The organism is Williamsia muralis (assembly GCF_002735905.1).
Taxonomy (GTDB): Bacteria; Actinomycetota; Actinomycetes; order Mycobacteriales; family Mycobacteriaceae; genus Williamsia; species Williamsia muralis_A.
In genome coordinates this window covers 639,098-665,835 of the sequence record NZ_PEBD01000008.1, presented here as the reverse complement: position 1 = coordinate 665,835, position 26,738 = coordinate 639,098, and the positions used below count along the sequence as shown (strand labels likewise).

General features: G+C 64.7%; 25 protein-coding genes. 14 read left to right on the top strand and 11 right to left on the bottom strand.

Annotation, left to right across the window (positions count from 1 at the left end):
• Positions 1–23: 23 nt before the first annotated feature.
• Positions 24–1,718, bottom strand: coding sequence for a SpoIID/LytB domain-containing protein (locus tag CSW57_RS12225; RefSeq protein WP_189339227.1), 1,695 nt, complete (start codon positions 1,716–1,718; stop codon positions 24–26).
• Positions 1,719–2,029: 311 nt separating this feature from the next.
• Here CSW57_RS12225 and CSW57_RS12220 point away from each other — a divergent pair, with 311 nt between their 5' ends.
• Positions 2,030–4,189 carry an N-acetylmuramoyl-L-alanine amidase gene (locus tag CSW57_RS12220; RefSeq protein WP_223249211.1) on the top strand — a complete coding sequence of 720 codons (2,160 nt, stop codon included), beginning with the start codon at positions 2,030–2,032 and terminating at the stop codon, positions 4,187–4,189.
• Positions 4,190–4,270: 81 nt separating this feature from the next.
• Here the strand turns inward: CSW57_RS12220 and CSW57_RS12215 are convergent, their stop codons facing one another.
• Positions 4,271–5,116 (bottom strand): HAD family hydrolase, encoded by an 846-nt coding sequence (locus CSW57_RS12215; protein WP_099382987.1) that lies wholly within the window; start codon positions 5,114–5,116, stop codon positions 4,271–4,273.
• Position 5,117: 1 nt separating this feature from the next.
• Complete coding sequence (locus CSW57_RS12210) at positions 5,118–5,876, bottom strand: lysophospholipid acyltransferase family protein (protein WP_099382986.1); 759 nt, start codon at positions 5,874–5,876, stop codon at positions 5,118–5,120.
• A 113-nt stretch (positions 5,877–5,989) separates the two neighbouring features.
• Here CSW57_RS12210 and CSW57_RS12205 point away from each other — a divergent pair, with 113 nt between their 5' ends.
• From CSW57_RS12205 to CSW57_RS12195, 3 genes are all read left to right on the top strand, one after another.
• Positions 5,990–7,780: a thiamine pyrophosphate-requiring protein gene (locus CSW57_RS12205; protein WP_099383359.1), complete on the top strand. Its 1,791-nt coding sequence runs from the start codon at positions 5,990–5,992 to the stop codon at positions 7,778–7,780.
• 266 nt (positions 7,781–8,046) lie between these two features.
• Positions 8,047–8,709 carry a GAF and ANTAR domain-containing protein gene (locus tag CSW57_RS12200; RefSeq protein WP_099383358.1) on the top strand — a complete coding sequence of 221 codons (663 nt, stop codon included), beginning with the start codon at positions 8,047–8,049 and terminating at the stop codon, positions 8,707–8,709.
• Positions 8,710–8,895: 186 nt separating this feature from the next.
• A complete protein-coding gene (locus tag CSW57_RS12195; RefSeq protein WP_099382985.1) occupies positions 8,896–9,237 on the top strand; it encodes a hypothetical protein in 342 nt (113 codons plus the stop codon).
• 87 nt (positions 9,238–9,324) lie between these two features.
• Here CSW57_RS12195 and CSW57_RS12190 read toward each other — a convergent pair whose 3' ends face one another.
• The 3 genes from CSW57_RS12190 to CSW57_RS12175 form a co-directional block, all read right to left on the bottom strand.
• Positions 9,325–9,648 carry a WhiB family transcriptional regulator gene (locus CSW57_RS12190; RefSeq protein ID WP_099383357.1) on the bottom strand — a complete coding sequence of 108 codons (324 nt, stop codon included), beginning with the start codon at positions 9,646–9,648 and terminating at the stop codon, positions 9,325–9,327.
• A 129-nt stretch (positions 9,649–9,777) separates the two neighbouring features.
• On the bottom strand, positions 9,778–10,266 hold the full coding sequence (locus CSW57_RS24290; RefSeq protein WP_143696529.1) for a hypothetical protein: 489 nt from the start codon (positions 10,264–10,266) through the stop codon (positions 9,778–9,780).
• Between the two features lie 274 nt (positions 10,267–10,540).
• A complete protein-coding gene (locus tag CSW57_RS12175) occupies positions 10,541–11,359 on the bottom strand; it encodes an IclR family transcriptional regulator domain-containing protein (protein ID WP_099382982.1) in 819 nt (272 codons plus the stop codon).
• A gap of 265 nt (positions 11,360–11,624) precedes the next feature.
• Between CSW57_RS12175 and CSW57_RS12170 the strand changes: the two genes are divergently transcribed.
• The 7 genes from CSW57_RS12170 (at position 11,625) to leuD (ending at position 19,391) form a co-directional block, all read left to right on the top strand.
• Positions 11,625–13,223 (top strand): bifunctional 3-(3-hydroxy-phenyl)propionate/3-hydroxycinnamic acid hydroxylase, encoded by a 1,599-nt coding sequence (locus CSW57_RS12170; protein WP_099382981.1) that lies wholly within the window; start codon positions 11,625–11,627, stop codon positions 13,221–13,223.
• Positions 13,224–13,225: 2 nt separating this feature from the next.
• A complete protein-coding gene (locus tag CSW57_RS12165; RefSeq protein WP_099382980.1) occupies positions 13,226–14,344 on the top strand; it encodes an alpha/beta hydrolase family protein in 1,119 nt (372 codons plus the stop codon).
• Positions 14,341–15,705 carry an amidohydrolase family protein gene (locus tag CSW57_RS12160; RefSeq protein WP_099382979.1) on the top strand — a complete coding sequence of 455 codons (1,365 nt, stop codon included), beginning with the start codon at positions 14,341–14,343 and terminating at the stop codon, positions 15,703–15,705. The genes CSW57_RS12165 and CSW57_RS12160 overlap by 4 nt, the downstream gene beginning before the upstream one ends.
• A gap of 48 nt (positions 15,706–15,753) precedes the next feature.
• Positions 15,754–16,941, top strand: a complete 1,188-nt coding sequence (locus CSW57_RS12155) for a CaiB/BaiF CoA transferase family protein (RefSeq protein WP_099382978.1) — start codon at positions 15,754–15,756, stop codon at positions 16,939–16,941.
• Positions 16,938–17,768 (top strand): citryl-CoA lyase, encoded by an 831-nt coding sequence (locus tag CSW57_RS12150; protein ID WP_099382977.1) that lies wholly within the window; start codon positions 16,938–16,940, stop codon positions 17,766–17,768. Before CSW57_RS12155 ends, CSW57_RS12150 begins: the two co-directional genes overlap by 4 nt.
• Before the next feature lie 36 nt (positions 17,769–17,804).
• On the top strand, positions 17,805–18,668 hold the full coding sequence (locus CSW57_RS12145; protein ID WP_099382976.1) for a dioxygenase family protein: 864 nt from the start codon (positions 17,805–17,807) through the stop codon (positions 18,666–18,668).
• Between the two features lie 90 nt (positions 18,669–18,758).
• The gene (gene leuD / locus CSW57_RS12140; protein WP_099382975.1) at positions 18,759–19,391 is read left to right on the top strand and encodes a 3-isopropylmalate dehydratase small subunit; all 633 of its coding nucleotides are present in this window, start codon (positions 18,759–18,761) and stop codon (positions 19,389–19,391) included.
• Position 19,392: 1 nt separating this feature from the next.
• On the opposite strand, the gene CSW57_RS24285 is transcribed toward leuD, so the two are convergent.
• From CSW57_RS24285 to CSW57_RS12115, 4 genes are all read right to left on the bottom strand, one after another.
• Positions 19,393–19,713 carry a hypothetical protein gene (locus CSW57_RS24285; RefSeq protein WP_143696528.1) on the bottom strand — a complete coding sequence of 107 codons (321 nt, stop codon included), beginning with the start codon at positions 19,711–19,713 and terminating at the stop codon, positions 19,393–19,395.
• Between the two features lie 325 nt (positions 19,714–20,038).
• Entirely contained in the window at positions 20,039–20,863 is an 825-nt protein-coding gene (locus CSW57_RS12125) for a glycosyltransferase family 2 protein (protein ID WP_099383356.1), read from the bottom strand.
• On the bottom strand, positions 20,860–21,843 hold the full coding sequence (locus CSW57_RS12120; RefSeq protein WP_099382972.1) for a hypothetical protein: 984 nt from the start codon (positions 21,841–21,843) through the stop codon (positions 20,860–20,862). Before CSW57_RS12120 ends, CSW57_RS12125 begins: the two co-directional genes overlap by 4 nt.
• Complete coding sequence (locus CSW57_RS12115; RefSeq protein WP_223249209.1) at positions 21,840–22,922, bottom strand: glycosyltransferase family 4 protein; 1,083 nt, start codon at positions 22,920–22,922, stop codon at positions 21,840–21,842. The genes CSW57_RS12120 and CSW57_RS12115 overlap by 4 nt, the downstream gene beginning before the upstream one ends.
• Before the next feature lie 367 nt (positions 22,923–23,289).
• Between CSW57_RS12115 and CSW57_RS12110 the strand changes: the two genes are divergently transcribed.
• Both CSW57_RS12110 and CSW57_RS12105 read left to right on the top strand, forming a co-directional pair.
• Positions 23,290–23,712 (top strand): STAS domain-containing protein, encoded by a 423-nt coding sequence (locus CSW57_RS12110; RefSeq protein WP_099382970.1) that lies wholly within the window; start codon positions 23,290–23,292, stop codon positions 23,710–23,712.
• Positions 23,713–23,759: 47 nt separating this feature from the next.
• Positions 23,760–24,191 (top strand): ATP-binding protein, encoded by a 432-nt coding sequence (locus CSW57_RS12105; RefSeq protein ID WP_099382969.1) that lies wholly within the window; start codon positions 23,760–23,762, stop codon positions 24,189–24,191.
• Position 24,192: 1 nt separating this feature from the next.
• On the opposite strand, the gene CSW57_RS12100 is transcribed toward CSW57_RS12105, so the two are convergent.
• Positions 24,193–24,945 carry a lysophospholipid acyltransferase family protein gene (locus CSW57_RS12100; protein ID WP_099382968.1) on the bottom strand — a complete coding sequence of 251 codons (753 nt, stop codon included), beginning with the start codon at positions 24,943–24,945 and terminating at the stop codon, positions 24,193–24,195.
• A 112-nt stretch (positions 24,946–25,057) separates the two neighbouring features.
• Between CSW57_RS12100 and CSW57_RS12095 the strand changes: the two genes are divergently transcribed.
• Complete coding sequence (locus CSW57_RS12095; protein WP_099382967.1) at positions 25,058–26,623, top strand: MBL fold metallo-hydrolase; 1,566 nt, start codon at positions 25,058–25,060, stop codon at positions 26,621–26,623.
• The last annotated feature ends 115 nt before the right edge of the window (positions 26,624–26,738 follow it).

Below are 26,738 nucleotides of genomic sequence, written 5' to 3'. Positions count from 1 at the left end.
CGCAGCGCTGCGGGCGCGAACGCCTACTTGCGCGAGGCCTGGCCGGTGGCGGGATCGACTTCGAGGACGCCACCGGCGAACTTGCTCTGGAAAACCTGGGTGACCGGCCCGAGCAGGGTGCTCAGCGAGTCCTCGAGCGGTAGCCCGAGCACGCTCTCGCCGCCCTGTAGTGCAAAGTTCAGCAGGGCCAGGCCGCCGAGAGCATGTGCACCGGTGTCGGGACCGAAGAACACCGAACCGTTCTGGAACTGCTGAACCGCGCCGGTTCCCGACGTGGTCGGCAGAATCGGCCCTAGGGCTTCCCCGAGCACACCTGAGCTGCCGCCCAGTTCGGTGAACTTGCCACCGATGGCCGCTTCGGCGAGTGCCAGCAGTTCGCTGACGAGATCTCCGGCTCCGGTTCCCGGCGTTGCCGGCAGTTCACCGGTGGGCAGCGGGGTGCCGCCCGGCGCCGGGATGGCTGGCACGCCACCTGTGGGCGTGGAACCGACTCCGGAGGGAGGAGCAACGATCGCGGGCGGAGTGGTCTGACCCTGGACCGAGAAGAACGACGAACGCAGTTGCAGTTTGGTGCGCACCTCCTGCGCCGGGACGTCGACCGTGCCGCCCGTACCGCTGATCCGAACCGTCGCCGCGCGGCCGTTCTCCGCGCCCATGCCGTAGGCCTCGATCACCTCGAAACCGGTGAGCGACCCGACACCGAAGGTGGAGGCGATGCTGTCCGAGCTCACCGTGGCGGTCCAGTCGCGGTACGGGGAGATGGTGTCTCCTTCGTCGAGCACAGCCGGGAAGTCCCGGCCGTCGGTGGCCCCACCTGTGGAGGAGGAGAACTCGGTGAATGCCGGCTTCCCGTCCTTCATCAGGACCACACCGGCGGTGGCGTCGACAGCGGCGTTCGTTCGTGGGTCTTCGGCACCGACACCGCCGTAGACCTGTGAGTTCTGGGTGTCGTCGATGGGCTTGCTGATGTCCATGGACGCGAGGGCGTAGGTACGGGCGGCCACCGCCTGGGCCTTGAGCGCCTCGGCGCCACCCTCGTCCGCCCAGCTGACGATGATCTCTTTGGGGACGACACCCTTCACGTAGTCGTCCAGCGGCACGACGTTGATCACGCGGTCCCCGTCGAATCCGAGTGAGCCCCGGAAGGTTTCGTTCGAACCACACATCTTCAGCAGTTCGGGCACCGGACGGCCTGGACCCGCGGTGATGGGCGACACCATCGATCGAGGCAGCTCGACCGTCTGGACCACACCGCCACCGCATCCATCAGTGATGGTGGCGGTGGACCCGGACAAACTGACTGCTTGTCCGGGCGCCACCGCCACCTCACCGACCTTCAGGCCGGCATCCGCGAAGACATTGACCGACGACTCGCCTGTGAGAATTACCGAGACGTCGACGTTGTCCACCTTCCCCGCGGTGGTGCCGCCGTAGTAGTGACTCAGGATCTGAGTCGAGGACCAACCTTGTTTGGCGTAGCCGAACGCACCCCACTGACCCATCCCGCGTCCGTGGCCGTTGCCGTGTCCGATCAGCGTCACCTCGCCACCGACGGTGAGATCGACGTTCGATTTCACCGTCTGCGGCACTGCCCACATGGTCACGCCGGCGGCGAGCAACAGTGACACCCCGGCCGCAGCCGTCCGCCGCAGACCGGTGCCGAACACATCACGGCCCCCGATGGGGCGGGTTGTGTACAGCCCTGGAATGCGCGACATAGATGTCCTCTCATCACTCGCCCACGGTCGCGGTCAAGCGCACGCGGTAGCCGCGAGCTTGTGACTAGTGGGACTGTTGTGACAGTAGTGAAGGAACAGCGGCCACAAAAGTCACATCGAGTAACAACAGCATCACGAGTTTCACGCCACGCCGAGCGTGGTCGTGGACTTCGGTGTCCGTAGAAGACACGATTTGGCCGTCTGGCAAGTCGATGGGGAAGTCGACGTCGCCCACGAGACGCCAGTTTGGCGTGCGTGGCGGCGCCGGTGAAAAGACTGTCGATCAGTTACGACAATCAAGGGAGAACCACGTGCGCTACCGCCGACCGAAGCCGTCGATCGTCCTGGGGACGGTGGCCGCCGTCGTTGTCGCCAGCCCGGTTGCAGTCCTGGTCGGGGGAAGCGCGCCGAACTTCGCCGTCGACCCGACCGAGCCGCCCGCCATCACCGCGACGACGATCAACCAGATCAACCTCAACGAGGTCCCGACGATCGTGCTGAACCTGGTCAAGTCCGGGCTCGCCGACGCCGGGGTGACCTTGCCCCCGATCGATGTCTCGGGCATCAAACTGCCCGACATCCCGCTGCAGATCCCACCCGGCCTCCTGCCGACCGACCTGCTCCCCTCGACCACCGCGCCGGGAACCATCACCACCTCCCCCTCGGTGCCATCGTCGACAGATGCGTCCAGCAGTGCTCCGGCCCCGGCGACCGGCGAGGACGTCCCCGAGGGCGCGATCGTGAAAGAGGTGGGTCAAGAGGACCCGTTCTCCATGGTCGGCCTGACCTGGCAGGGCGTCGCCAACACCACTGCGTATGTGCGTGCCAAGCAGATCGACGGCAGCTGGGGCCCCTGGGTCTCGGCCGACCGTGTCGACGGCGTGAGTGCCAAGGATCCGAACAAGCAAGGCACCGAGCCGGTCTGGGTCGGCAAGACCAACCTGGTCCAGATCGCGGTCACCGACGACGGTGTCGCCGCCCCTGGCACCGGGACCGGGTCCACCGAGGGGTCTGCGACGAGTTCGCCGAGTGGAACACCTCCGACCACCACGACCGGCCCCACCGATGAGGTGCCGACGACAACCACCACCTTCACCACTCCCCCGGTTCCCAAACGCACCGACACCTCCATCCCCACCTCGACCGCCACATCAGGCGAGGTGGTTCCCCAGGCGTTCACGCCCAAGCAGGAGCCGTTGCTCACCACCACCGGTGCGCCCGGGCAAAACGCTCTGCAGCAGGCGATCTCGACCATCAGCGCCGCATTGATCACGCCCGGCACGGGTGCGGTCCTGGGATCGCAGCCCTTGGCGGCTGACCCCGCCGCTCCCGCAGCGGCGCCCGCTCTGCCCGCCGTGGCCGCGCCGTCGGCAACCCCCCAGGTGATCACCCGGGCGCAATGGGGCGCCGACGAATCCATTCGATGCTCTGATCCCACGTATGACGACACTCTCAAAGAGACTGTCGTGCACCACACGGCGGGGACGAACGACTACACCCGCGAACAGTCCGCCGAGATCGTGCGCGGCATCTACGCCTACCACGCGCAGACCCTGGGCTGGTGCGACATCGGTTACAACGTGCTGGTCGACAAGTACGGTCAGATCTTCGAAGGCACCGCAGGCGGGTTGGACAAGAACGTCCAGGGCACCCACACCGGCGGCTTCAACAAGGACACGATGGGCCTGTCGCTGATGGGCAACCTCAACGAGATGGCTCCCTCGCCCGAGATGCTCGCTGCCGCAGGATCTTTCCTGGGCTGGCGTCTCCGACTGGCGGGCCTGGATCCCCGCGGCACGGGCTCGGTGGTGTCGCAGGGCTTCGACGGAGCCTTGTTCGCGGCCGGTGAGACGGCGACGCTGCCGATCATCAGCGGGCACCGCGACTTCTACTCCACCGAATGCCCGGGCAACCTCGCCTACGAGGCGCTGCCACAGATCCGCGAGATCGCCGCGTCGGGTGCTGCCGTCGTGGCGCCTCCGGCCGCCCCCGCCCCGGTCGACGCGGCGCCGGTACAAAGTCCGGTGTCCGGTACCGAGAACCCACAGGTGCTGTCCACCACCGACACCGGCGCCATCGCCCAGCAGTGGATGGCGACCGGCGGTCCCACCGGTGAACTCGGCAACGCCGTGACCACCGAGCAGACCACCCCGGACGGCAGCGCAAAGTTCGCGGACTTTGAGAACGGCAAGATCTACTGGTCCGAGTCCACCGGCGCGCAGATCATCAAGGGCGCCATCGCAAAAGCGTGGGCCACCATGGGCTTCGAGAACAGCCCGCTGGGTCTGCCCACCTCATCGGAGACGACGGGACCCGACGGCGTCACGCAGAGTTTCCAGGGCGGGACGTTGGTGTGGAACCTGGTCACCGGCATCGTGCGGGTGCTGCGTACCTACATCGACACGTTCAACGACACCTACGACGCCCAGCGCGAGGCGGCCGCGGTACCGACCGCACCGCCGGCAGGCTGACACCTGACGCACGGTTCCGGGTGTCGCGCAACGGTTCACACCGGTGCGCGACGCTCGGTGCCGCGCGCGGTCGGTGAGCCGCTAGAACCACCGGGCCAGCACCTGGCCCACCCCGCCGGAGTTGTTGTCGGGCGCGATCTCATCTGCCGCGGCGATGGCGGCGGGATGGCCACCGGCCATCGCAAAACCCCGGGTGACCCAACGCAACATCTCGACATCGTTGGGCATGTCTCCGAACGCGATCGACGCACCGGTCGGTAGGTCCTTCAGCTCGGCCAGCGTCCGCAATCCGCTGGCCTTGCTGACGCCGGGTGCCGATAGTTCGATGAGCCCGTTGTCGGTGGAGAACGTGACGTCGGCGAGGTCGCCCACCACCGCCTCCAGACGCCGCGCCATCTCGTCGCTGCTCAGTTCGGGACGCCGGACCAACATCTTCACCGCGTTCTCCGACAGGACGTCGGCTTCACTCATCTCGATGTGGTCCGGATTGAGCCACGCGTGCTGATAGCCCGCGGTCGCGACAAACGGGGGCGTCGCCGCATCGTGTGCACTCTTGCCCACCCGCTCCACCGCCAGACCGCATCCCGGGATCTGCTCGTAGGCAAGCGCGGCCAGTTGCTCGAGCACTGAAGCTTTGAGCGTCGCCGAATGCAGTACCTGATCGGTGGCGACGTCATAGACGATCGCGCCGTTTGCGCACACGGCAAGCGGCTCGACCTCGAGTTGGTCGGTGATCTCGGCTATCCACCGCGGCGGACGGCCGGTCGCGATCACAAACGTCGCACCCGCCGCCGTCGCCTTGGTGATCATCGTTCGCACGAGCTCGGGAACGGTGTTCTGGTTGTCGATGAGGGTTCCGTCGACGTCGCTGGCGATCAGCGTGGGAGGCCCGGCGAACTCTGACGGCGTTTCATCCAATTGGGGCATTTCATCCATTTTGCCGCTTGTCGCGCCGGGCGGCCGAATCGGCCGCGTCCAGTGCGTCGGCCTCTTCGATCGTGGGTGCGCTGCCTCCGAGCCTGGCGGGCACCCAATATGCGCCTGCGGGGTGTTCGCCGTAGCGTTCCTGGACGTCCGCGAGCATGCTCTGCATCGTCGACCGCAGATGGTCGGCCAGTAGACGGGCCTCGATCGCACCCCCTCCACCCGGCGCGATCGGGTCACCGAACTGCACGATGATCGGCGTGCGGCTACGACCGAGGTTCCTCGGTCCACCCTTGGTGGCGATCCGCTGAGCGCCCCAGACGATGACCGGCACGATCGGCACCCCGGCATCCATCGCCATGCGTGCGACGCCCGACTTGAAGGTCTTGATCTCGAAACTCCGGCTGATCGTCGCCTCCGGATACACGCCGACCACCTCACCATCACGCAAGGCCTGGACTGCGAGTTCGTACGCCTGCGCCCCGGCGGACCGGTCCACCGGCACGGTCCTGGTGTGTTTGATGAGAAACCGCATGATCGCGATCTGCTGCATCTCCGACTTGATCATGAAACGCACACGGCGACCCCGGTGGTGGACGCCCAGTGCTGCGGGCAGGAAGTCCACGTAAGCGGTGTGGTTGATCGCGAGAACCACTCCGCCGGCGGCGGGCAACTTGTCGAGATCAAGAAACGTCAGCTTCAGGCCCTGCACCTTGACCAGGGTCTTGGCGGTGATCTCGAGCGCCCGGAATACCGGTTCCATGCGCTCAGGGTAACGGCCCCACGGTGGCGCGAGATCTGCACACGGGTGTGAGCGAGGTGCCAGTCGGGTATGCGGCCGACACGAAGAGTGATTCACGCACCACAGGGAGAGCCATGTCAGCAACGGTCGGCGATGTCGTCCTGGAACGTCTACGTCAGTGGAACATCGGCCAGGTCTTCGGCTATCCGGGCGACGGCATCAACGGGTTGCTGGCCGCCTGGGGTCGCGCCGACAATTCTCCCCAGTTCGTCCAGTCCCGCCATGAAGAGATGTCGGCTTTCCAGGCGGTCGGTTATGCGAAATTCTCCGGACAGATCGGAGTATGCGCGGCCACAAGCGGTCCCGGCGGTATCCACCTGCTCAACGGGCTCTACGACGCGAAGCTCGACCACGTGCCGGTACTGGCATTGGTGGGGCAGACCGAGCGCAGCGCCATGGGCGGGTCGTACCAGCAGGAAATCGACATGCTCTCGCTGTTCAAGGATGTCTGCAGTGAGTACGTCCAGATGTGCACCGTGCCCGAGCAGATCCCCAACCTCATCGATCGCGCGATCCGGATCGCCCTGTCCGAGCAGGCACCCACGGCGCTGATCTTCCCGTCGGATGTGTTCGAACTCGGACACACGCCACCACAGCACGAGTTCAAGCACGTGCCGTCGAGCCTGGGGCTCTCCCCCGGCGCGCCCGCCGCCGATCCGGCCGCCGTCCAGCAGGCCGCGGACCTCCTCAACGCCGGCGAGCGTGTTGCCATCTTGATCGGACAGGGCGCACGCGGCTGCGTCGGGGAACTCACCGAGGTCGCCGATCTCCTCGGCGCCGGGTGCGCGAAGGCACTGCTCGGGAAAGACGTTCTGCCGGATGATCTTCCATGGGTCACCGGATCGGTCGGACTGCTGGGCACCACGGCCAGCTACCAGATGATGAACGACTGCGACACCTTGCTGACGGTGGGGTCGAACTTTCCGTACAGCCAGTTCCTCCCCGAACTCGACCAGGCCAGGGCCGTTCAGATCGACCGATCCGGAAAGTGGATCGGCATGCGTTACCCCTACGAACTGAACATCGTCGGCGACGCAAAGACCACGCTGCGACAACTCATTCCACTGTTGCAACGCAAGGAAGACCGCAGCTGGCGGGAAACCATCGAATCGAACGTCGACCAGTGGTGGACGATGGCCGAAAGTCAGGCCACCACCGATGCCGAACCGACCAATCCCATCAGGATGTTCCACGAGTTGTCCGAGCGGATGCCGGACAACGCCATCATCGCCGCCGACTCGGGAAGCGCCGCCAATTGGTATGCGCGACACCTCAAGTTCCGCGGTTCGGTCCGCGGCTCACTGTCGGGGACGCTGGCAACGATGGGCCCGGCGGTGCCGTACGTCATCGGGGCCAAATGGGCCCACCCCGACCGGCCCGGGATCGCGTTCGAGGGTGACGGCGCGATGCAGATGAACGGCCTGGCCGAGATGCTCACCATCGCCCGGTACTGGAAGCAGTGGGCCGACCCGCGGCTGATCGTGGTGGTGCTGCACAACAACGACCTCAATCAGGTCACGTGGGAGCAACGCGCCATGGAGGGAACCCCCAAGTTCGTAGAGTCGCAGTCACTGCCCGACATGAACTATGCCGAATTCGCCCGCGGCATCGGGCTTCTCGGCATCAATGTCGACACCACCGAGGAGATCGGACCTGCCTGGGACGCCGCCCTCGCGGCCGACCGCCCGGCATTGCTCGACGTCCGATGCGACCCGAATGTCCCGCCCATACCGCCGCACGCAACGCTCGAGCAGGCGAAATCACTCGGCAGCGCACTGATCAAAGGTGACGAAGACGCCTGGCAGGTGGTGAAGAACACCGCCAAACAGAAGCTTGCGCAGGTTCGGCCGTCTGACGACAGTTGAAGTGAAAACGCCTGGGGCAGTTGATCTGTGGATCACACGTGGTACGCCGATAAGATAGATTATGTCAACTAAACTTGACAACGGGCCGGTAGGGCCTTCTCTCGGTGCCGCATAGTGGCCAGCAGTTCGACGGGGCTTTATCCGGTTACGGTTAGCAGACGCCGTACGACACTGTTCGGCTGTAACTGGATGGGAGCTCAACAGTGAGCACCGACGACCCCGATCACGCTGATGTGTACGTCAAGATCGCTCAGCTGGCCCGTGAGATGAGCGAGCACATGCCCGCTGACACCACCAGCGCCTTGGACGAGCTGGTCGGCAATGCCGTCGCCCACATTCCGGGCGCCGCCTATGCCGGCATCACCGTGGTAGCCCGGCGAGGCGAGGAGATCACCACCCCTGCGGCGACCGGTGAACATCCCCGTACGCTCGACGCCCTGCAGCACAAGCACCATCAGGGCCCGTGTTACGCCGCCGCGACCGAGCACGACAGCTACTTCATCAGCGACCTGCACACCGAAGAGCGGTGGCCTGCGTTTCGGTCCGACGCGATGGCCCACACGCCCATCCGGTCTATCGCCTCGTTCACTCTGTTCACCACCCGCGACACCGTCGGCGCACTCAATCTTTACGCTGTCGAACCTGACGCCTTCGGCCAACAGTCTCGCGACCTGGGGTACGTTTTCGCTGCCCATGCCGCCGTTGTGTGGGCTGCGCTGCAACGCACCGAGCAGTTCCAGAGCGCACTGGCCAGCCGCGACATCATCGGCCAGGCCAAGGGCATGGTCATGGAACGCTACAACCTCGATGCGATCCAAGCCTTCGAGTTGCTGCGTCGACTCTCGCAAGACTCGAACACCCGGATCTTCGACATTGCTGATCGGCTCGTGAGGGCAGACCATCCCCCATCGCCGGGGGGCCTTCCGTAGTTCACGTAGGTACGGATCCAGAGGGCGAGCCAGTCAGAGACAACTCACGAAATCTGTTGCCCTGCAACATGTAACAGCCGGCTATCAATGAGTATGTCAAGTAAACATGACAACACGCTGGTGGGGCTCATTCACAGCCGAAGGGCTAGCACGCCTTCTCGACGCGCACGAACGCATACTGGTTGAGTGGATCCGGACGAGGCGATTGCAACGAATCGGATACAGCGCGGTACCCCAGTGGCCTATAGGGGGCCGGACGACGACCGCGACATTCGTAATCAGGCGGCGCAACCTGCTTTGTTATTCCACGGACATCCAGGGCGAATCACCGACGCGACGCTGCAACACATCCGGGTCGATTGGGTGGGGCTCGAGGATGAGCCAGCGAGCTTCGCCGTCGGATTCTGCCTGACCACCGTCGACGGTGGTCGGCCCGGCCCTACGGTGCCGGGTTTGGCGGAGATTTCGGAGGACGAGTTCAGGGTGCGGAAGCAACGAATCGAACGCGGCCAGCGCCCGCTACCGTGACCCTCCAGCGGTAGCCCAGTCGGGCTCTCCCTCGCCAACACGGACTTCGCAAGCTTCGATCTCGGCACGGCCCACGAGCGATAGTCGTTACAGGGTATGCGGACTTGTTGAGTTGTAGGCAAGAAGTGCGCGTTCTTTGGGGGTTGTTGCTCCCCAAATTCCGTACGGCTCACCGACGTTGAGTGCGTGTTCGAGGCACTGTCGCTGAACTGGGCAGGTGTGGCAGACAGATTTTGCCTGGGCTTCGAGAAGTTCACGTTCGTGACCGCGAGAACTGTTGGGCGGATAGAAGATCGATGCATCGGCGTTGCGACAGCTGGCCGCTTGTTGCCATTCCCAGTGATCGGCCACTGGTGGCGGCAATGTGGGTGTTTGGGTTCGGTATCGCGAGACCAGTGCATCAACCACCATGTCCTTAGGCATGGGGCTCCCGTGCGGCGATGGAATCTAACTTGTTCAAACGCTTCGCTTTCGGTGACTGAACCGGGCCCGAAGTTCTATCCAGGTAGCTACGGCGAACCTAGGGGTTCCGGGGGCTTGTTAGGTCCGCGAGCTGCGTGCCATCACGACGGCGTGAGCGATGATGCCCAGGAGGCCGACGATGATGAGGTACCCGCCGATGCGCATGTTGGGCAAGGTGTCGTAGAACCCTCCCCAGGTCAGTGGTCCCTTGACGGCGAAGATGGTCACTACGAGAGTGACGAGTGCGAGGATCCCTTCGGCTGCTGCGATTAGTGTTGAGCGGCTGAGGATTGCGGCGACGGCCAGGACAATTGTGGCCACAACCAGGACCCAGGCGAGCCACCCGAAGTACGACGATTGCACCGTCGAGGGGCTGTTGCCAGATAGGTCAGCGAGGTCGCCGAAACTAAATGACATTTCGGGGACGTTGTTCGCTGGCTGGGCGGGGCTGAAGAGCCAGGTTGGACCTATGAGACTGATGATGGACAGCACCGATCCGGCAACTGCGAGAGCGATGAGTGCTGCGGGGGTGCGTGTTGCTGATCGTCTGGGGGTTGTCGTGGTCATGGTTATCTCCGATTGGTCTGAGCAGCAGTGGATTTGACGTCTGCTGCAAATGTCGGTCTTGCGGGCCACCGCGTAGATGGGCCGATGTTTGTCCGCCAGGCGGACACTGGTCCGACAAGGTGGTGTCGCAGAGCATGCACCCAACCGCAACGGTGTGTCAAGAGTCACTATTACGCGGTTAGTTTCCTTTACGCAGAACTGTTTCAGCGAGATAGGTTGAACATCAACACTTTTGGTGTAGAGCTACCGTTCGGCGAATAGTCCGAAAAAGGGCCTAGGCGGTGGAGCGGTCGTGGTGCAGGCGCTCGATGGGCCGGGCCTGCCATTGCGCCCAGTCGCGGCTGATGTGTGCGGCGGTTTCCTGCAGCAGTGGCAGGTAGGTGCCGGTCAGCGTGTCCAGAGACGTCTCGGCTGAGTGCACGGTGACGTTGACGGCGGCCCGAACCACGCCGTGGCCGTCGGTCACGGGAACGGCAATGGACCGGACGCCGGGTGCGAGTTCGTTGTCGGCCAACGCCCACCCCTGTTCGGCGACCTGGGCAAGGGTTGCAGCGAGGTCGGACTCGTCGAACGACGGCGCGGGCAGGCCTGAGCGAGTGCGCTCAGCCAGGGCAGCAAGGGCGTCGTCGAAGTTCAACGCAGCCAACAGGACCTTGCCCTGCGAGGTCACCATCGCGGGGAATCGGGTGCCGATTTCCACGCGCAAGGCAATCAGCTTGGGCACTGCGACACGTGAGACGTAGACGATGTCGGATCCGTCGAGCTGCGACATCGACGACGATTCGCCGGTTCGTGCCACGAGATCGTGCAGGTGTGGTCTGGCGATGTCCCACAATCCCAGCGAGCCCACGTAGGCCATGCCCAATTCGAGAACCCGAGGGGTCAGCATGTAGGCGCCGGCGTCATCGGAACGGACGTAGCCCAGCTCCTCGAGCGTGAGCAGAATTCGCCGCGCTGTCGGTCGTGCGAGGTCTGCTGCGGTGGCCACGTCGCTCAGACGCATCGTGGGGTGAGCGGGAGAAAACGACCGGAGCACATGGAGTCCCCGGGCCAGTGCCTCGATGAAATCGGGTCCGGTGCCTCGTTGAGCCATCGTGGTGTCCTCTCGCCGCGTAGTGCCGCCCCCATTATTCGCCCACCCCCACTCCCGGCTGCTCAGTGACGCAGGCCCAAGGTTCCGGAGATATGACGCTTGACACATCCGGCGGAGAGTTGCACTCTGGACCCTACAAGAACGGACTAGTGTCCGCCAGGCGGACACGCTGGGTGTGGCGGTCGAGATTCTTGGCAGCGCCATGGAACTCACTTCGGAGGTTCCCGTGACGCCCGATTCGATGAAGTCTTGAAAGGACCTGCACATGGATACCTACGACGTCGTAGTTATTGGCTTTGGACCGGTCGGTCAGATGGCCAGTGCTCAACTGGGCCAGGCCGGGCATTCGGTGGCCGCGTTCGAGGCCCACCCGAAGCTGTATGGCATGTCGCGGGCCGGGCACATGGACGACGAGATCGTACGAACGCTGCAGAAGATCGGTGCGGCCGACGAGTTCAAGACCGATGCGGTGGCGTGGGAGAACTACGACATGCGCACCAAGGCCTTCGGCGGCGAGTTGCTGCTGCGTCTGGACTGGAGCAAGATCGGGCCGCACGGTCACCGCGGACACTGGATCTTCTACCAAAACTTCCTCGAGCTGGCGATGCACCGCCAGGTCATGGAGACCGGCAACGTCACGGTCACCATGTCCACGCGTGCAGTGTCGTTCACCCAGGACGACGAGGGCGTCACCGTCACCCTGGAAAACCGGGACTCCGGCGAGCAATTCGACGTGCGCGCGAAATACCTGATCGCCGCCGACGGCGCGAACAGCCCGATCCGTGAAGCTTTGGGCATCTCGACGTGGGTCGGTAACTGCGACTACGAGCAGCTCGTTGTTGACTGCAAAGAGAAGCACAAGCTCAATTTCGAGTTCGACAACGGCCAGTTCGCCGACCCGAGCCGACCGGGATGCCTGTTCCAGCTCGGCGCACACCACCATCGCTGGGAGTGGACGCTACTCCCCGGTGAAAGCCCTGAAGACTTCACCGAGGAACGTGTGTGGGAACTACTCAAGCCGTGGGTGGGTCCCGACGACGTGGAGATCCTGCGGCGACCGGTGTACCGGTTCCGTGAAGTGGTGGCCGAGCACTGGCAAGACCGCCGCGTTCTGTTGGCCGGCGACGCCGCGCACGTGTTGTGGCCCTTCGCCGGTGAGGGAATGTGCAACGGCATCCGCGACGCCTCTGCGCTGGTGTGGCGTCTCGACCTGATCCTCAAGGGGCAGGCATCGCCGCAGATCCTGGAAAGCTACACCGCGGACCGCAAACCCAACTTCATCGGCTGGATGAACCTCTCACGCGAGATCGGTTTGCCATGTGTGATCACCGATCCCGAGATCGCAGCGATGCGAGATCAGGGCATGAAAGCTGCACTCGACGACCCCTCGCTGATCCCACCTCTACCCGAAATCCCCGGCCCCACTGCCTTTGCACGGCCCGATGACCCGTTCGCCGGCGGGATCGCCCATCAGGGAGTGGTCACCGTCGACGGCACGACAGGACTGTTCGACGACGTTGTCGGCGGCGGATGGGTGTTGCTGACCCACTCCTCGGCAACTCAAACCGCGCTGACTTCGGCCCAAACCGACATCGCTGACCGGCTCGGAATCACGATCGCGCACGTCGGCCCGCAAGGGTCCGGGGCACCGATCATCGATACCGAGGGCACCTACGCTGCATGGCTCGAGTCAATCGGAGCGCAAACTCTGTTGCTGCGCCCCGATTTCTGGGTATTTGGTGGCGTCGCTGACGCCGCCGACAGTGGCGCATTGCTCGATTCCCTCGCCGACGGACTGGCCGGACGCTTCCCCACCCCGCCGCGGGTACCCCAGCCCGGCGCCGTCGCCGCGGCCACGAGGTGACCATGGCCGAGACCGACCCACGTACTGCGCCGCCGTGGCAGGCGGAGGTCGACGCGCACAAACGGGCGATGCCGCTGCAACGGCTGCTCGGCAACGGTATGGACTACGCCGATGTCATCGAGATCTACGCCCTCGCCGACGCCGGCACCCCCTGGGCCGATGCAGGTGCTCGAGTCGGGGACGTCGCTGCCGATAAAGCCAACGCAGCGCTCGCCGCCGGACACATTGCCACCGCACGGAGCTACTTCCGCCACGCCAGCGCGTGCTACCGCGTCGGCCAGGTCCCCCTGCCCGACACCGATCCGCGCAAGCGGCCCATGTACCGCAAGCTGATCGATTTCTACGGCGCAGCAGGCGATCTCGACAGCCCGCGAACCGAGCACATCGCTATCGCACATCGCGGCGGCTACCTCTACGGGTGGCTGCTGCGGCCGGCGGGTGTCAAGACGCCCCCGACGGTGATCGTGATGGGCGGGTTCGACGGATGGCGCGAGGAGTACCACGTCGGAGCGTCCTACCTGCTCGCCCGCGGTATCGCGGTCTTCCTCGTCGACGGGCCGGGGCAGGGCGAAAGTCGATTGTTCGGTGGACTGCACATGACCCCCGAGGTGCACACCGCGTTTTCGGCGATGGTCGATTACCTCCAGGCCGACGACAGGTTGAGTGACACCGTCGGTATCTGGGGCAACAGCATGGGCGGCTACCTCGCCGCACTGACCGCGACCCGCGACGAGCGCATCGCGGCGTGCATGGTCAACGGCGGCACCATCCGACCGGCTGAGATCCTCGACCGGTACCACCGGTTCATCAGCAAAGTGCAACCACTGCTCGGCATCGACGACCCCGATCACGCTCGCACAGCAATGAACCAATACCAGCTCATCGCAACGGATCTCGCGGCGCTGCGTTGTCCCTTGCACGTCATGCACGGCACCCCCGATCAGATCTTCCTGATCAACAACGCCCGAGCGATACATGACTGGGCCGGGTCCACGGACAAGACATTCACCGAGTTCCCCGACGGTGATCACTGCATCTACAACCACTCACACGACAAACACACCACCATCGCCGACTGGTTCGCCGACCGGCTCTCACCCCACGAGGAGCGACCACGATGAGCACCGCTGACACCCCAATTCCCGCCGGGCGCATCCTGATCCAAGGTGCGCACCTACTGACCCAGGACGACACCATCGGAGACATCACCGGTGACGTCCTCATCGACGACGGCCGCATCGTCGAGGTGGGAGTGGGTCTGGACGCCACCGGTGCGACTGTCATCAACGGCACCGACCGCGCAGTCCTACCCGGGTTCATCGACACCCACCGCCACACCTGGCAAGGCGCGATCCGACAGGTCGGCACCGGCTGGGACTTCCCGAAGTACCGCCAACACATCCAGGTGACCTGGGGCCCGCAGTTCACGCCCGACGACGTCTACATCGGAAACCTCGTCGGCGCCCTGGGCGCCCTCGACGCCGGGATCACCACACTGCGCGACGAATCGCACATCCAAAACAGCCCCGAGCACACCAATTCCGCGATCGCAGCATTGCGCGACTCCGGGATTCGTGGGGTGTTCGCGTTCGGATGGCCCTCGATCGACTCCAACAAATGGATGCTGCGTGGCGAGGCAACCCACCCCGAAGACATCCGCCGGGTCCGCACCGACCTCCTCGCCGACGATGACGCACTGGTCACCCTGCAGGCAATGCTCCGCGGCCCCGAGCTCTCCACCCTCGAGGTCACCACCAAAGACTTGCAGATGGCCCGCGACCTCGGCATTCGCTCGAGCATGCACGTCGGCAACGGTCCGTGGGGCCCACAGTTCCGGGGCATCGGATCCCTCGGCGACGCCGGCCTGCTCGGCGAGGACCTGCTGTTCATCCACTGCTGCACCAGCGACGACGAAGAACTGAAAATGCTCGCCGATTCCGGCGGCCACGCCTCGGTCTCTGCGGCAGTCGAGGCAGTGCTGCCCGGACTGGGTGCCCCCGCCACCGGACGCCTGCTGGCCCACGGGATTCGCCCCAGCCTGAGCATCGATACCGAGGCCTCGGTCGCCGGAGACATGTTCAACGTCATGCGCGCAGCACTGTCAGCGCAGAACGTGGGCATCAGCATCGACCCCGGCACCTACGACACCCTGCCCGCCTTCACCCCCGCCGACCTGCTGGCGATGGCCACCATCGAAGGCGCCCGCGCCTCAGGGCTGGACCACAAGACCGGCAGCATTACCCCCGGCAAGGACGCTGACCTGATCATGCTGCGGCTCGACGACGCAAACCTGCTGCCCGCCAACGACATTGCCGCGAGCATCGTCGGGGCCGGGCACCCCGGCAACATCGACACCGTCCTGGTGGCCGGGCAGGTCCGCAAGTATCAGGGGCGGCTCGTCGGTCTCGACCTCACCGGCATCCGCCGGCGCGCCGAGGCTTCCAGGGACCGGCTGTTCGCGTTCGACCTCGTCGAGGGCTGACCCGATCCCACCGGACCCCGACGGGGTCACTCGAAAGGAACTGTTCACGTGAGCTCTGCATCCACGACCGGCCCACGGCCGCTCGACGGCATCGTCATCGCCGACTTCTCCCGGGTCCTCGCCGGCCCCTATGCCACCATGTTGCTCGCCGACATGGGCGCCGAGGTGATCAAAGTCGAAAGCCCTGGCGGTGACGACACCCGATCCTGGGTACCCCCGGTCCGAGAAGACGGGGTCTCCACCTACTACTCGGCGATCAACCGGAACAAAAAGTCGATCGTCCTCGACTTCAAAGACTCCGATGACCTTGCCGTCGCCCACGCCCTGTCTGCCCGCGCCGACATCGTCGTGGAGAACTTCAAGCCCGGCGGCCTCAAGCGGTTCGCCCTCGACTACGACTCGGTCAAAGAACGCAATGAGACGGTGATCTACTGCTCGATCAGTGGGTTCGGCTCCGCCGAGGGCGCCACGCTACCCGGATACGACCTGATTGTGCAGGCGATGTCGGGGTTGATGAGCCTGACCGGCGACGCAGACGGGCCCGCCTACCGCGCCGGGATCAGTGTCTTCGATGTGATGGCCGGTCTGCATTCGACGATCGGAATCCTTGCCGCCTTGCAGTACCGGTCGATCACCGGCAAGGGCCAGAACATCGAGACGAGTCTGCTCGCCTCGGCGATGAGCGGGCTGGTCAACCAGACCTCGGCCTACGTCGCCGGCGGGGTCACCCCGACCCGGATGGGCAACGCCCACCCGAGCCTGTTCCCTTACGAGCCGCTGCCCACCGCGGACAGCGATCTGATCATCACCGCCGGCAACGACGGCCAGTTCCGCAAACTCGTCGAGGTCCTGGGCGTTCCCGAACTGGCCGACGACGAACGTTTCGCCCGCAACGCCGACCGCACCGAACGCCGAGAGGAACTGCGGCCGTTGCTCATCGAACGACTCAAGACCCAACCGGCCGACTACTGGTTCACCAAACTCAACGAGGTCGGTGTCCCGAACGGGCCGATCAACACCATCGCCCAGGGCGTGCAATACGCCGAAAAGCTCGGCCTGGCACCGATCGTGCAGGTCGGGCCGACGGGGCAGACCGTGCCCGGGGTGCGTAACCCGATCTCCTTCTCGGACATCGAACCCCGCTACGACCTGGCCCCACCCGCACTCGGCCAAGACACCGAGGAAATCCGCTCCTGGCTGGCCGCCACCACAACCGCAGCGTACGGAGAGAAATGACCACCGAACCCACCGTGCCCCGGTACCCCACGTCCCTGGGCACCTCCACGGCCACCGACATCAACCTCCTCGGCCAGGACCTGGCCGGCGATCTCATGGGCAAAATCAGTTTCGGTGAACTCGCCTACTGGCTTGTGGCCACCCGCCGCCCCACCCCAGGCCAACTCCGCGTCTTCGAAGCAGTGCTCGTCGCCCTTGCCGATCACGGGTTCACCCCCACCGCGATCGCCGCGCGCGTCACCTATCTCAGCGCCCCCGACTCCCTACAAGGAGCCCTCGCGGCAGGACTACTCGGCGGCGGGTCCCGCTTCCTCGGCGTCACCGAAGACTGCGGCCAGTTCCTACACGCGGCAATCACCGAACACACCGCCGCTGGAAACCCACTACCCACCACCGACGCCGACTGGGACGAGATGGCCCTGGGCGCCATCACACGCCAGAAGCAAACCGGCAAACACGTTCCCGGCCTGGGCCACCCCAACCACAAAGACGGCGACCCCCGCACCCCAGTCCTCATCGCTATCGCCGAAGACGCCGGAGTCAAAGGCCCCCATCTGCGGTTGTTCGAAGCGATCGGCCGAATGAGTGAACGCGGCGTCGGACGCAAACTGCCCCTCAACGGTGCCGGCGTGTGTGGCGCCGCCCTCGCCGACATCGACCTACCGGTGGAACTGCTCCGCGGATTCGCGCTATTGGCCCGCTGCGCCGGGCTCCTCGGACAACTCGCCGAAGAGCACCGCTCCCCGATCGCCAACCAGATCTACATGAGCGTGGACCGCAACGCCTACTACGTCGACCCCGACACCACCGCCGATCCAGGCCACTGACCACCTATTCGCGAACTGACATTCAAGGAGACGACGATGGCCTTCGTCAACGAGGACAACATCACCGACCTCGCCATCACACGGTGGTCCACCGCCCGGTCCCCGCGGGTGGCCGAATTGATGACAGCGTTGGTGCGACACATCCACGACTACGCCCGCGAAGTGCAGTTGACCTCCGAGGAGTGGATGGCGGCCATTGAATGGCTCACCGCCACCGGGCAGATCAGCAACGACAAACGCCAGGAGTTCATCTTGGCCTCGGACGTGGTCGGACTGAGCATGCTGGTCGTCCAGATGAACAACCGATTCGCTGAACAGGCCACCCCGGCAACAGTTTTGGGACCGTTCCACATCGACGGATCCCCACCGGCCCCGTTCGGCTTCGACATGTCCGAAGGCATCGCAGGCACCCCCCTGTTCATCACCGGAAAGGTCACCGACACCGCCGGCACACCGATTCCCGGCGCCGTCCTCGATGTCTGGCAGGCCGACGCCTCGGGAACCTACGAGGCGCAAATGCCCGACATCGACGAAGCACGCCTGCGAGCGAAATATCAGGCCCGCGAAGACGGCGCCTACTGTGTGCGCACCATCGCCCCGCTCGGCTACACCATCCCGATGGACGGCCCGGTCGGCAACCTCATCGCACAGACCGAGATCAGTGAATACCGGCCCGCTCACGTGCATTTCATGTTCGAACAGCCCGGCTACAAAAAGTTGATCACTCACCTGTTCCAACAGAACACCGACTACCTCGACAGCGATGTCGTCTTCGGAGTCAAGGACGCCCTGATCGTGCCGTTCGTCGAGCACGCCCCCGGCCCAGCCCCCGACGGTGAGGTCATGGCCGAACCGTTCCTGGTCGGACACTTCGACTTCGCCCTGCAACCGGATAGCTAGCGGGTCCTTCTGTGCCGGCCGGGGCCAACTCGGCAAAGCGCCTCGGCCCGGTCGGCAACTCCTGTTCCCCCACCTGGAAAGGCCCCTCCCATGGAGCCGTTTCACACCTGCACCGCGATCGCGGTCCCCCTGCGGCGGAGCAACGTCGACACCGACCAGATCATCCCGTCGAAGTTCATGAAACGCATCACCCGAACCGGCTATGACGACGGACTGTTCGCCCAGTGGCGCACCAACCCCGACTTCGTCCTCAACACCACACCGTTCGACCGGGGCCGCATCCTGATCGCCGGGCCCGACTTCGGCACCGGTTCTTCACGCGAACATGCAGCCTGGGCGTTGTGGGACTACGGATTCCGGGCGGTGCTCTCCGCCCGGTTCGCCGACATCTTCCGCACCAACGCCGGAAAAGCCGGCCTGCTCTGCGCCGAGGTCCGGCAACCCGATATCGAACGACTGTGGAAAAGCGTCGAGGACGAACCGGCCACACCTCTCACCGTTGACCTGCGAACACGCACCATCACCACCGAGCACTACGCGATTGCTTTCGATATCGACGACTACACGCGTTGGCGACTCCTCGAAGGCCTCGGCGACATCGACCTCACTCTGCGTCACGCGGAGCAGATCGATGCCTACGAACGTTCCCGGCCCCGTTGGAAACCCACGACCTTCGGTGACCACTCCGCCGGCCCTCCTCCCACTTCTCGCCCCGACGCCTGACTCACGACATACGCAGAGAACCATGCACCGCACCGTCGGCACCGACGGCAAGAGCAGACGATGACGCCCCACTACCGCACACCCGACCGGACACCGCCATGGCTGAAGCGGTCACATCCACTCCCCACCCGGCGGCCAGTGTGTGGCTGCGGAATCTGCGACCGTCCGCTGCCGCTCCCGAATCGGCCAGCTCCGCGGCCACCGTCGCCGACGCGGTAGACCGGATCGGTCCGGCCCAGTGGAATGGGCGTGCGAAGTCGGCGGGTCGATGGCCACCCGAATCATTGGGGAGATACCCGAACTCGGCGGTGGTACCGAACAATTCGACACCTTGCGAATGGGCACCGAATCGTCGGCTATCCGTTCACTGTTGTGGATCAGCGGGTTCGCCGACTCCCTGCCCGCTGTCACCGAGGAACCACTCGCCGGGGTGCGTGAGTTCGTCCGGCGCAGCGTCTCGCTCGACCAAGTGCTACGCGGCATCCGCCTGGGCCATGCCCAACTGTCCACATCTTTCATGACTGCCTGCCGCGAACTCGTCCCCCGGGTGAGCGCACCGATCAAATGCAGATCATCTCCGACCGGCTGTTCGAGTACATAAACGCCGACGACATCAGCCAACGCAGGGATTCCTAAGATGTGCAATGTCACGCTCTCACCCAACGGTTGTGCTCGTTGTCGAGCATGACCAGTCCGAGTTCGGCGAATCCGTCCAGCCAACCTCTCATCGGCCACCAACCCCAGCGGTCGTGAAAGATGTTGGCATTGAGCAAGATGTCGTCGAGGTGCTCCACGGGCGGGTTCGAGACAGGGTGAAACTGGTGATAGGCGTGGGCACCGCCCACCCAGGCGATCTCGAATCGCTGAGCCGCCGCCATCTGGGCGAAGTCGGTGTCCTCCCCGCCATAACCGGTGTACCCGTCATAGAAGCCACCGATCCGGGTCCAGTCGGCTGCGGTGACAGCAAAGGACAACGACCAGAACAGATTCATGTCGGTGCCGAGCTCGACGGAGCCGACGGGTGGGTTCGGCCGCGCGCGATGGGGCGCCGTCAGAGGCGCGAGGTCTCCACCGCCACGTGCCACGTCGGAAGCCCGTTCATCGAGATACGTGACAGGCCCACAGAACAGGAGGCGTTCTCCAGCCCGGCTCTGGACGGCGGCCTTGTATCGGGACACGAGATCGGACGCGGGGATGCAGTCGACATCGAGGAAGACCAGAAGGTCGGCGCCGCGGTCCAGGGCGACTGCTGCAGCTGTGTTGCGCGCGAGAGCGAGCGGCAGTCTGTCGTCGATGCGTGCGACGTGTTCGACCACCGCCTCACCCAGGTCGACCTGTTCAGCGATGTCGGGATCGTCCATGGCGACCACCACGTGTAGGTCAGGTCGTTCGGATGCGACTGCGAGAGCGCGTAATTGGGCCCGCAGATGCCGGTGCCGGCCACTCACGATCGTGAGCACGGCGACGGTCATGTCCATCTCAGGACGACGTCCTCGATCACCTCTGCGGCGCGCTCGGCGGCACCCTCTGTCTCCCACCGGGACCAGCGCTGCGGGGGTGTCTGCGCAGCCGCCGCGCACAACGCGGGCCATGCCGGGGTCTCGGGCCACGCCGATGCCACCGTGGCCAGCTGGAGCACCCGCTGCATTTCGGCGACGGCCCGCTGTTCTCCGAACGGCCGGTCTTCGGGAATGACGATGGCCGGCCTGGCAGCGACCGCCAAGTCGGCAACGGTGTTCTGTCCCGAATTGCCCACCACCACACCGGCATTGCACATCGCGGGCCAGGGATCCGGCAGCCAGCTGTCGGGTCCACCGGCGAAACGCCACGTCATGTCCGGATACGCAGACCGGCAGGCCTCGACTGTTTGTTCCGACATGCGGGTTCCGCCGGATCCGGTCATCACCAGGACGTCGGATCGTTCGGCGTTATCCACGCATCGGGTCCGGCCGGCAAACCTGCTGATACCACCGGTGAATGTCGTCTTGTGCAGATGGGGGCGCAACCAGTCGGGTTCGTAGATCGCCGAGGGCCACGGCGCGATGATGGCATCAGCCAGCCCATAGGCCAGCTGATGTGGCGAATCGTCGCGGGTGCCGGGCATCGCCACCACGACCACCGGAACACCGAGCAGCCGGGCGAACACCGCGACCTCCACCGACACGTCGACGACGAGTGCGGCCGGGTCCGTCTCCTCCACCCAGGCGGCCAGCTGAGCCATCCGGCCTCGCATCCCCGGATCTCGGATCGGGGCCCAGTGGACCATTCCGCCGGCGGTCACATCTCGAGGCTCCCCGAGGTCGTCGCGGTCCAACTCGACAACGCGCTGGAACACACCGGGTTCGATCGGAGCCGACGACAGCGCGGTGACGGGCGTTCGCATCGCCCGGGCGATCGACGCTGCCCGATTGCGGTGGCCGTGGCCCTGGTGGTGGACGTAGTAGCCGATCATGCGGCCAGGTGGGTGTGACCGGCCAGCCGTCGATACAGCGACAAGTACTGATCCACCATGGCACCTTCGGCACAGTGACTCTCGGCTCTTGCGCGCACGACGCCGCGGTCCAAAGTCATCGCCAGGTGTGCCGCGGCTGCCAGCGAGTCGACGTCATAGGAGTCCGCAAGCACCCCGCCGTCATCGCCGACGATCTCCGGGATCCCCCCGCGCCGGAAGCTCGCGACCGGGGTCCCGCACGCGAGCGATTCCGCCACCACCAGGCCGTAGGGCTCGTCCCACAGGGGTGTCACCAGGGTGGCGGCCGATGAGCCGACCACCGTCGCCAGTGCGCTCTGGTCGAGGTGGCCGACGTACCGGATGCGATCGTTGAGCAACGGGCTGATCTCACGGTCGAAGTACTCCCGGTCGCTGATGGGTCCGGCGAGCCGGAGTCCGAGACCAGCCCGGTCGGCGGCGAGTGCAGCGAGGTGGGCGCCCTTCTCCGGCACGAATCTCCCGAACCACACGAGGTCGTCGCCGCCGGTACCAGCAGGCCAGAGGCTCAGATCGACCCCGTTGCTGATCACCTCGATGTCCTGGGCAACGTGGCCCCACGACCGGGCCGTGTGCTCGCTGACCGCGGCGAACCGGGTGTTCTCGGTGTTCACCTCGATCGCGGATTCCAGCCACGGCGTCGGTGGTGTGTGCAGGGTCGTCAGGACCGGCGCGGTCGCAGTACGGGCCAACGCGATGGGCAGATAGTGGAGGCTGTGGTTGTGGATGACGTCGAACTCGGCATCGCGGCCCAGGCGAGTCATCAGTTCCAGGTAGGCGTGGTGTGCGGCCATGAACCCTGGCTCCGGCATCGACGTGTCTCGTTGTGCCGCTGGGCTTGGGTCGAACTCGCTCACATCGAGCAGCGAGTGATCGATGCCCAGATCGGATCCCGCGGCGGCGAACAACGCCACATTGTGACCGCGATTCGACAGGGCCCTGGCCAGATGCCACACGTGGGCTTCGAGCCCGCCTGCAAACGGTTCTGCGATCGGATAGCGGTGCGAAGCGATGAGTGCGATGGACAGCGGTTCGTCGCTCACCGCCGGTGTCGTCTCGGTAGTGCACATTCTGGACACAGTGTTCGGACAACGCTCATTGACGCTCCATGCTCCTGACTCTCTACGACGGCCCGCAGCGGGGCCTCGATCACACTGCGCACCCTCGAGGTTCTGATCGACCCGTCGCCGCACAGCCACACAACTTGATACCCCGACTCACGGGACACGAAACGGCGCCGTTTGTCGCGGGTTGGGAGTATGGGTTCGGCGGATGCGGCGACCAATTGGTAACCGTGTGGTCAAGCTGTGCAAATATGGACTGGTCGGTTCAGCTAGAAGCCGGGGGTGCGTGCTGTCCCGACTACCGGATCGCGCGCACGGTAAAAACACCATTGAGCAAGGGGAATCGATGGAATCGATCGACGGGCAAGCGCAAGTCGCCCGCGGAGGTCACGAGTTGCCGGGTACCGGCCTGACCATCGCCGCAGACCGTAAAGGCGGGCTGGTGGTGTTGACCGTGCGCGGAAGTATCGACATCCTCACCGTCCCGCAGCTGGCAGACGCCGTTCGCGAGGCGATCAGCGGTGTGCCGGCCGGACTCATCATCGACATCACCGAAGTCGATTTCCTGTCATCGGCGGGCATGGCCGCCCTGGTCACCGCCCACGAGAACATTGCGCCGACGGGCAAGTTCGGCGTTGTCGCCGACGGCCCGGCCACCGAACGGCCCATGCGTCTCGTCGGTTTGGACGAGACGATTCTCATGTATGCGACCGTCGAGGCCGCGGCTGCGGACTTCGCCGATGAGAGCAACGATCCTTATACCGCTTAAAAGCGGTGCTGCTTGGGTAACAGTGAGCTGTGGGTGCCGATCAAGTCATGACGAACTCGCCGACCGAGGGCGTACGGCTCATGTATACCGATGTGGCCGCCGAACCGGCGGCCGCGACCTCGCTACGCCAGTTGCTGGCTGAATGGCTTGCCGAGCATGTGCCCGATGTCGGCGACCTCTCCGACTCGATCACGCTGGCGGTCTACGAGGCGCTTGCCAACGCGGTGGAGCACGCATACTCCGGGCGTGAGCCGGGCACGATGAGCCTGCGCGCCACCTATCACCCGCACGATCAGCAGTTGAATGTGACCGTTCAGGACCACGGGAACTGGCGAGAACCCGACCCGACAACTCACCGGCTACGCGGCCGCGGCATTCCCTTGATGCAAGCGCTCGCGGACCATCCGCGCATCAACCCCAGTCCTCAGGGCACCACGGTGAACCTGGAATGGAATCTCGGCGCCGAGCGCGACAAGTAGGTCAGACGCCGCCGTCGCGCTTGGCCGCCCGGGCGGCCAGGTCCTCGGCATCCATCCGGTTGGCCTCTTCCAGTGTGGGTGCCGATCCCCCCAGTCGAGCGGGCACCCAGAACTCCCCTTGTGGATGTGGCCCGTAATTCTGTTGCAAGGTCAGCAGTTCCTCGCTCATCGTCTTGTGCAGACGCTCGGTCAGCGAGGCCGGATCGCCATCGGGCGCGATCGGCTCTCCGACGCCTATCGAGATGGGGATGTTCGTCCGGCCCAGTCGCTTGGGATGGTCCTTGGTCCAGACCCGCTGAGCGCCCCAGATGACTGTCGGCAGGATCGGGACACCCGCTTCGAGCGCCATCCGCGCAGCACCGGACTTGAAGTCCTTGATCTCGAAGCTCCGGCTGATCGTCGCTTCGGGGTAGACACCGACGAGCTCCCCCCGCTGCAGGTACTCCACCGCGGCGCGGTAGCTGTCCGCGCCGGCCGAACGGTCCACCGGGATGTGTTTGAGACTCCGCATGATCGGCCCGCTGATGCGGTGGTCGAAGACCTCCTTTTTGGCCATGAACCGTACTTTGCGTTTACCCTGCAGAAAAGCAGGCAAGCCGGCGTAGGTGAAGTCGAGGTAGCCGGTGTGGTTGATCGCCACCACCGCGCCACCAATCTTCGGTACGTTCTCGACCCCGGTCACGGTGAACTTCAGGCCCTCGGCGGCCCAGAGTGATCTGGCGATGGCGATGACTGTGTCGTAGACCGGTTCCATGCGGCGAGCATAGCGTTGGCCAAAGAGGGGCCACCCGGAACTGGTCGATACTCTGGTTCTCATTGCGACGAACCAGAACTTGAAGCAATAACCACGATTTTGGAGGCAGCACGTGCAGGTCACGAGCATTGGGCACGCCGGATTCCACATTCAGACTGATGCCGGGTCGATCTTGTGCGACCCGTGGGTGAACCCCGCCTACTTCGCCTCATGGGTGCCGTTCCCCGACAACAGTGAGCTGGACTGGAAGGCGCTGGGCAACTGCGACTACCTGTACGTCAGCCACCTCCATCGGGACCACTTCGACGAGCAGAACCTGCGCGACAACGTCAGCAAGGACGCGACCGTACTGCTCCCGGACTACCCGGTACCAGACCTGCGCCGCGAACTGGAGAAGCTCGGGTTCACAAAGTTCGTGGAGACCGAGGACTCGGTGAAGACCACCGTCACGAACGACAAGGGCAGTCTCGACGTGATGATCGTCGCACTGCGGGCGCCCGCTGACGGTCCCATAGGCGACAGCGGGCTCGTGGTCAGCGATGGCGAGACCACCGTCTTCAACATGAACGATGCACGGCCTGTGGATCTCGACGTGATCGCTGCCCAGTTCGGTCACATCGACCTGCACCTGCTTCAGTACTCGGGCGCGATCTGGTACCCGATGGTGTACGACATCCCGAAACGCTCCAAGGCCAACTTCGCAGCCCAGAAGCGTCAGCGCGGTATGGACAGGGCGAGGTCGTACATCGAGCAGGTGGGTGCCACCTGGGTCGTCCCCTCGGCCGGGCCGCCCATGTTCCTGGATGAAGATCTGCGCTACCTCAACGACATCGAGAACGACCCAACGAGCATCTTCCCGGACCAGGAGACGTTCCTGGACCAGATGAAGGAGAAGGGCACAGACGACGGGGAGAAGCACCGTGGCCTGATGATGGTGTCGGGCTCCACCGTCGACATCACGGGCTCACAGCTCAACGAGTTGTCGCATCCGTATCCGCCGGAGCAGGTCTTCGGGCCCAACAAGGCCGCGTACCTCGATCGGATGGCCGAGAAGTTCGCTCCGGTGATCGCTGCGCAGAAGGCCACGTGGGCGCCCGCCGTCGGCGACCCCCTGCTGCCCGCTCTCAAAGAACTCTTCGAGCCGATCATGGCCCAGAGCGATCTGATCTGCGACGGCATCGGGTACCCGGTGGGATTGGTGATGGGCGAGGAGACCGTTGTCCTCGACTTCCCCAACCGCACAGTACGAGAGCCGAAAGAAAAAGAGGGCAAATACCGGTATGGATTCCGGATCGCGCCCGAGTTGGTCAGAACGGTCCTGCGTGACAATGAACCCGACTGGGTCAACACGATTTTCCTCTCGACGCGTTTCACCACCTGGCGCATCGGCGGATACAACGAATTCCTGTACACGTTTTTCAAATGTTTGACCGATGAGCGAATTGCTTACGCTGACGGGTGGTTCGCCGAGGCACACGACGACTCGTCGTCGATCGAAAAGGACGGCTGGAAGATGCAGCGCCGCTGCCCCCACCTCAAAGCCGATCTGACCAAGTTCGGTGTCATCGAGGGCGACAAGTTGACCTGCAACTTGCACGGCTGGTCATGGGACCTGCCCAGCGGGCGGTGCCTCACCAGCAAGGGGCATGAATTGCGAAGCGCTCGAATCGAGTCCTGACGCCGACTCATTTCGAGACCGGTTGACCTCAAAGCCGTACGGGAGTTATATTTCTCCAGCGTTTGAGGTGAACACTCCCTCGGCGTGGGAGACTCAAAAAGCGAGTCTCCCCTCA

Bases quoted from the DNA above. Each gene is read 5' to 3' on its own strand.
- CSW57_RS12170 (WP_099382981.1), top strand. From the start codon at position 11,625: ATGGATACCTACGACGTCGTAGTTATTGGCTTTGGACCGGTCGGTCAG.
- CSW57_RS12165 (WP_099382980.1), top strand. From the start codon at position 13,226: ATGGCCGAGACCGACCCACGTACTGCGCCGCCGTGGCAGGCGGAGGTC.
- CSW57_RS12100 (WP_099382968.1), bottom strand. From the start codon at position 24,945: ATGGAACCGGTCTACGACACAGTCATCGCCATCGCCAGATCACTCTGG.
- CSW57_RS12150 (WP_099382977.1), top strand. From the start codon at position 16,938: ATGACCACCGAACCCACCGTGCCCCGGTACCCCACGTCCCTGGGCACC.
- CSW57_RS12190 (WP_099383357.1), bottom strand. From the start codon at position 9,648: ATGGTGGTTGATGCACTGGTCTCGCGATACCGAACCCAAACACCCACA.
- leuD (WP_099382975.1), top strand. From the start codon at position 18,759: ATGGAGCCGTTTCACACCTGCACCGCGATCGCGGTCCCCCTGCGGCGG.
- CSW57_RS12200 (WP_099383358.1), top strand. From the start codon at position 8,047: ATGAGCGAGCACATGCCCGCTGACACCACCAGCGCCTTGGACGAGCTG.
- CSW57_RS12120 (WP_099382972.1), bottom strand. From the start codon at position 21,843: ATGATCGGCTACTACGTCCACCACCAGGGCCACGGCCACCGCAATCGG.
- CSW57_RS12215 (WP_099382987.1), bottom strand. From the start codon at position 5,116: ATGCCCCAATTGGATGAAACGCCGTCAGAGTTCGCCGGGCCTCCCACG.
- CSW57_RS12160 (WP_099382979.1), top strand. From the start codon at position 14,341: ATGAGCACCGCTGACACCCCAATTCCCGCCGGGCGCATCCTGATCCAA.
- CSW57_RS12175 (WP_099382982.1), bottom strand. From the start codon at position 11,359: ATGGCTCAACGAGGCACCGGACCCGATTTCATCGAGGCACTGGCCCGG.
- CSW57_RS24290 (WP_143696529.1), bottom strand. From the start codon at position 10,266: ATGACCACGACAACCCCCAGACGATCAGCAACACGCACCCCCGCAGCA.
- CSW57_RS12210 (WP_099382986.1), bottom strand. From the start codon at position 5,876: ATGGAACCGGTATTCCGGGCGCTCGAGATCACCGCCAAGACCCTGGTC.
- CSW57_RS12105 (WP_099382969.1), top strand. From the start codon at position 23,760: ATGACGAACTCGCCGACCGAGGGCGTACGGCTCATGTATACCGATGTG.
- CSW57_RS12110 (WP_099382970.1), top strand. From the start codon at position 23,290: ATGGAATCGATCGACGGGCAAGCGCAAGTCGCCCGCGGAGGTCACGAG.
- CSW57_RS12205 (WP_099383359.1), top strand. From the start codon at position 5,990: ATGTCAGCAACGGTCGGCGATGTCGTCCTGGAACGTCTACGTCAGTGG.
- CSW57_RS12125 (WP_099383356.1), bottom strand. From the start codon at position 20,863: ATGACCGTCGCCGTGCTCACGATCGTGAGTGGCCGGCACCGGCATCTG.
- CSW57_RS12145 (WP_099382976.1), top strand. From the start codon at position 17,805: ATGGCCTTCGTCAACGAGGACAACATCACCGACCTCGCCATCACACGG.
- CSW57_RS12225 (WP_189339227.1), bottom strand. From the start codon at position 1,718: ATGTCGCGCATTCCAGGGCTGTACACAACCCGCCCCATCGGGGGCCGT.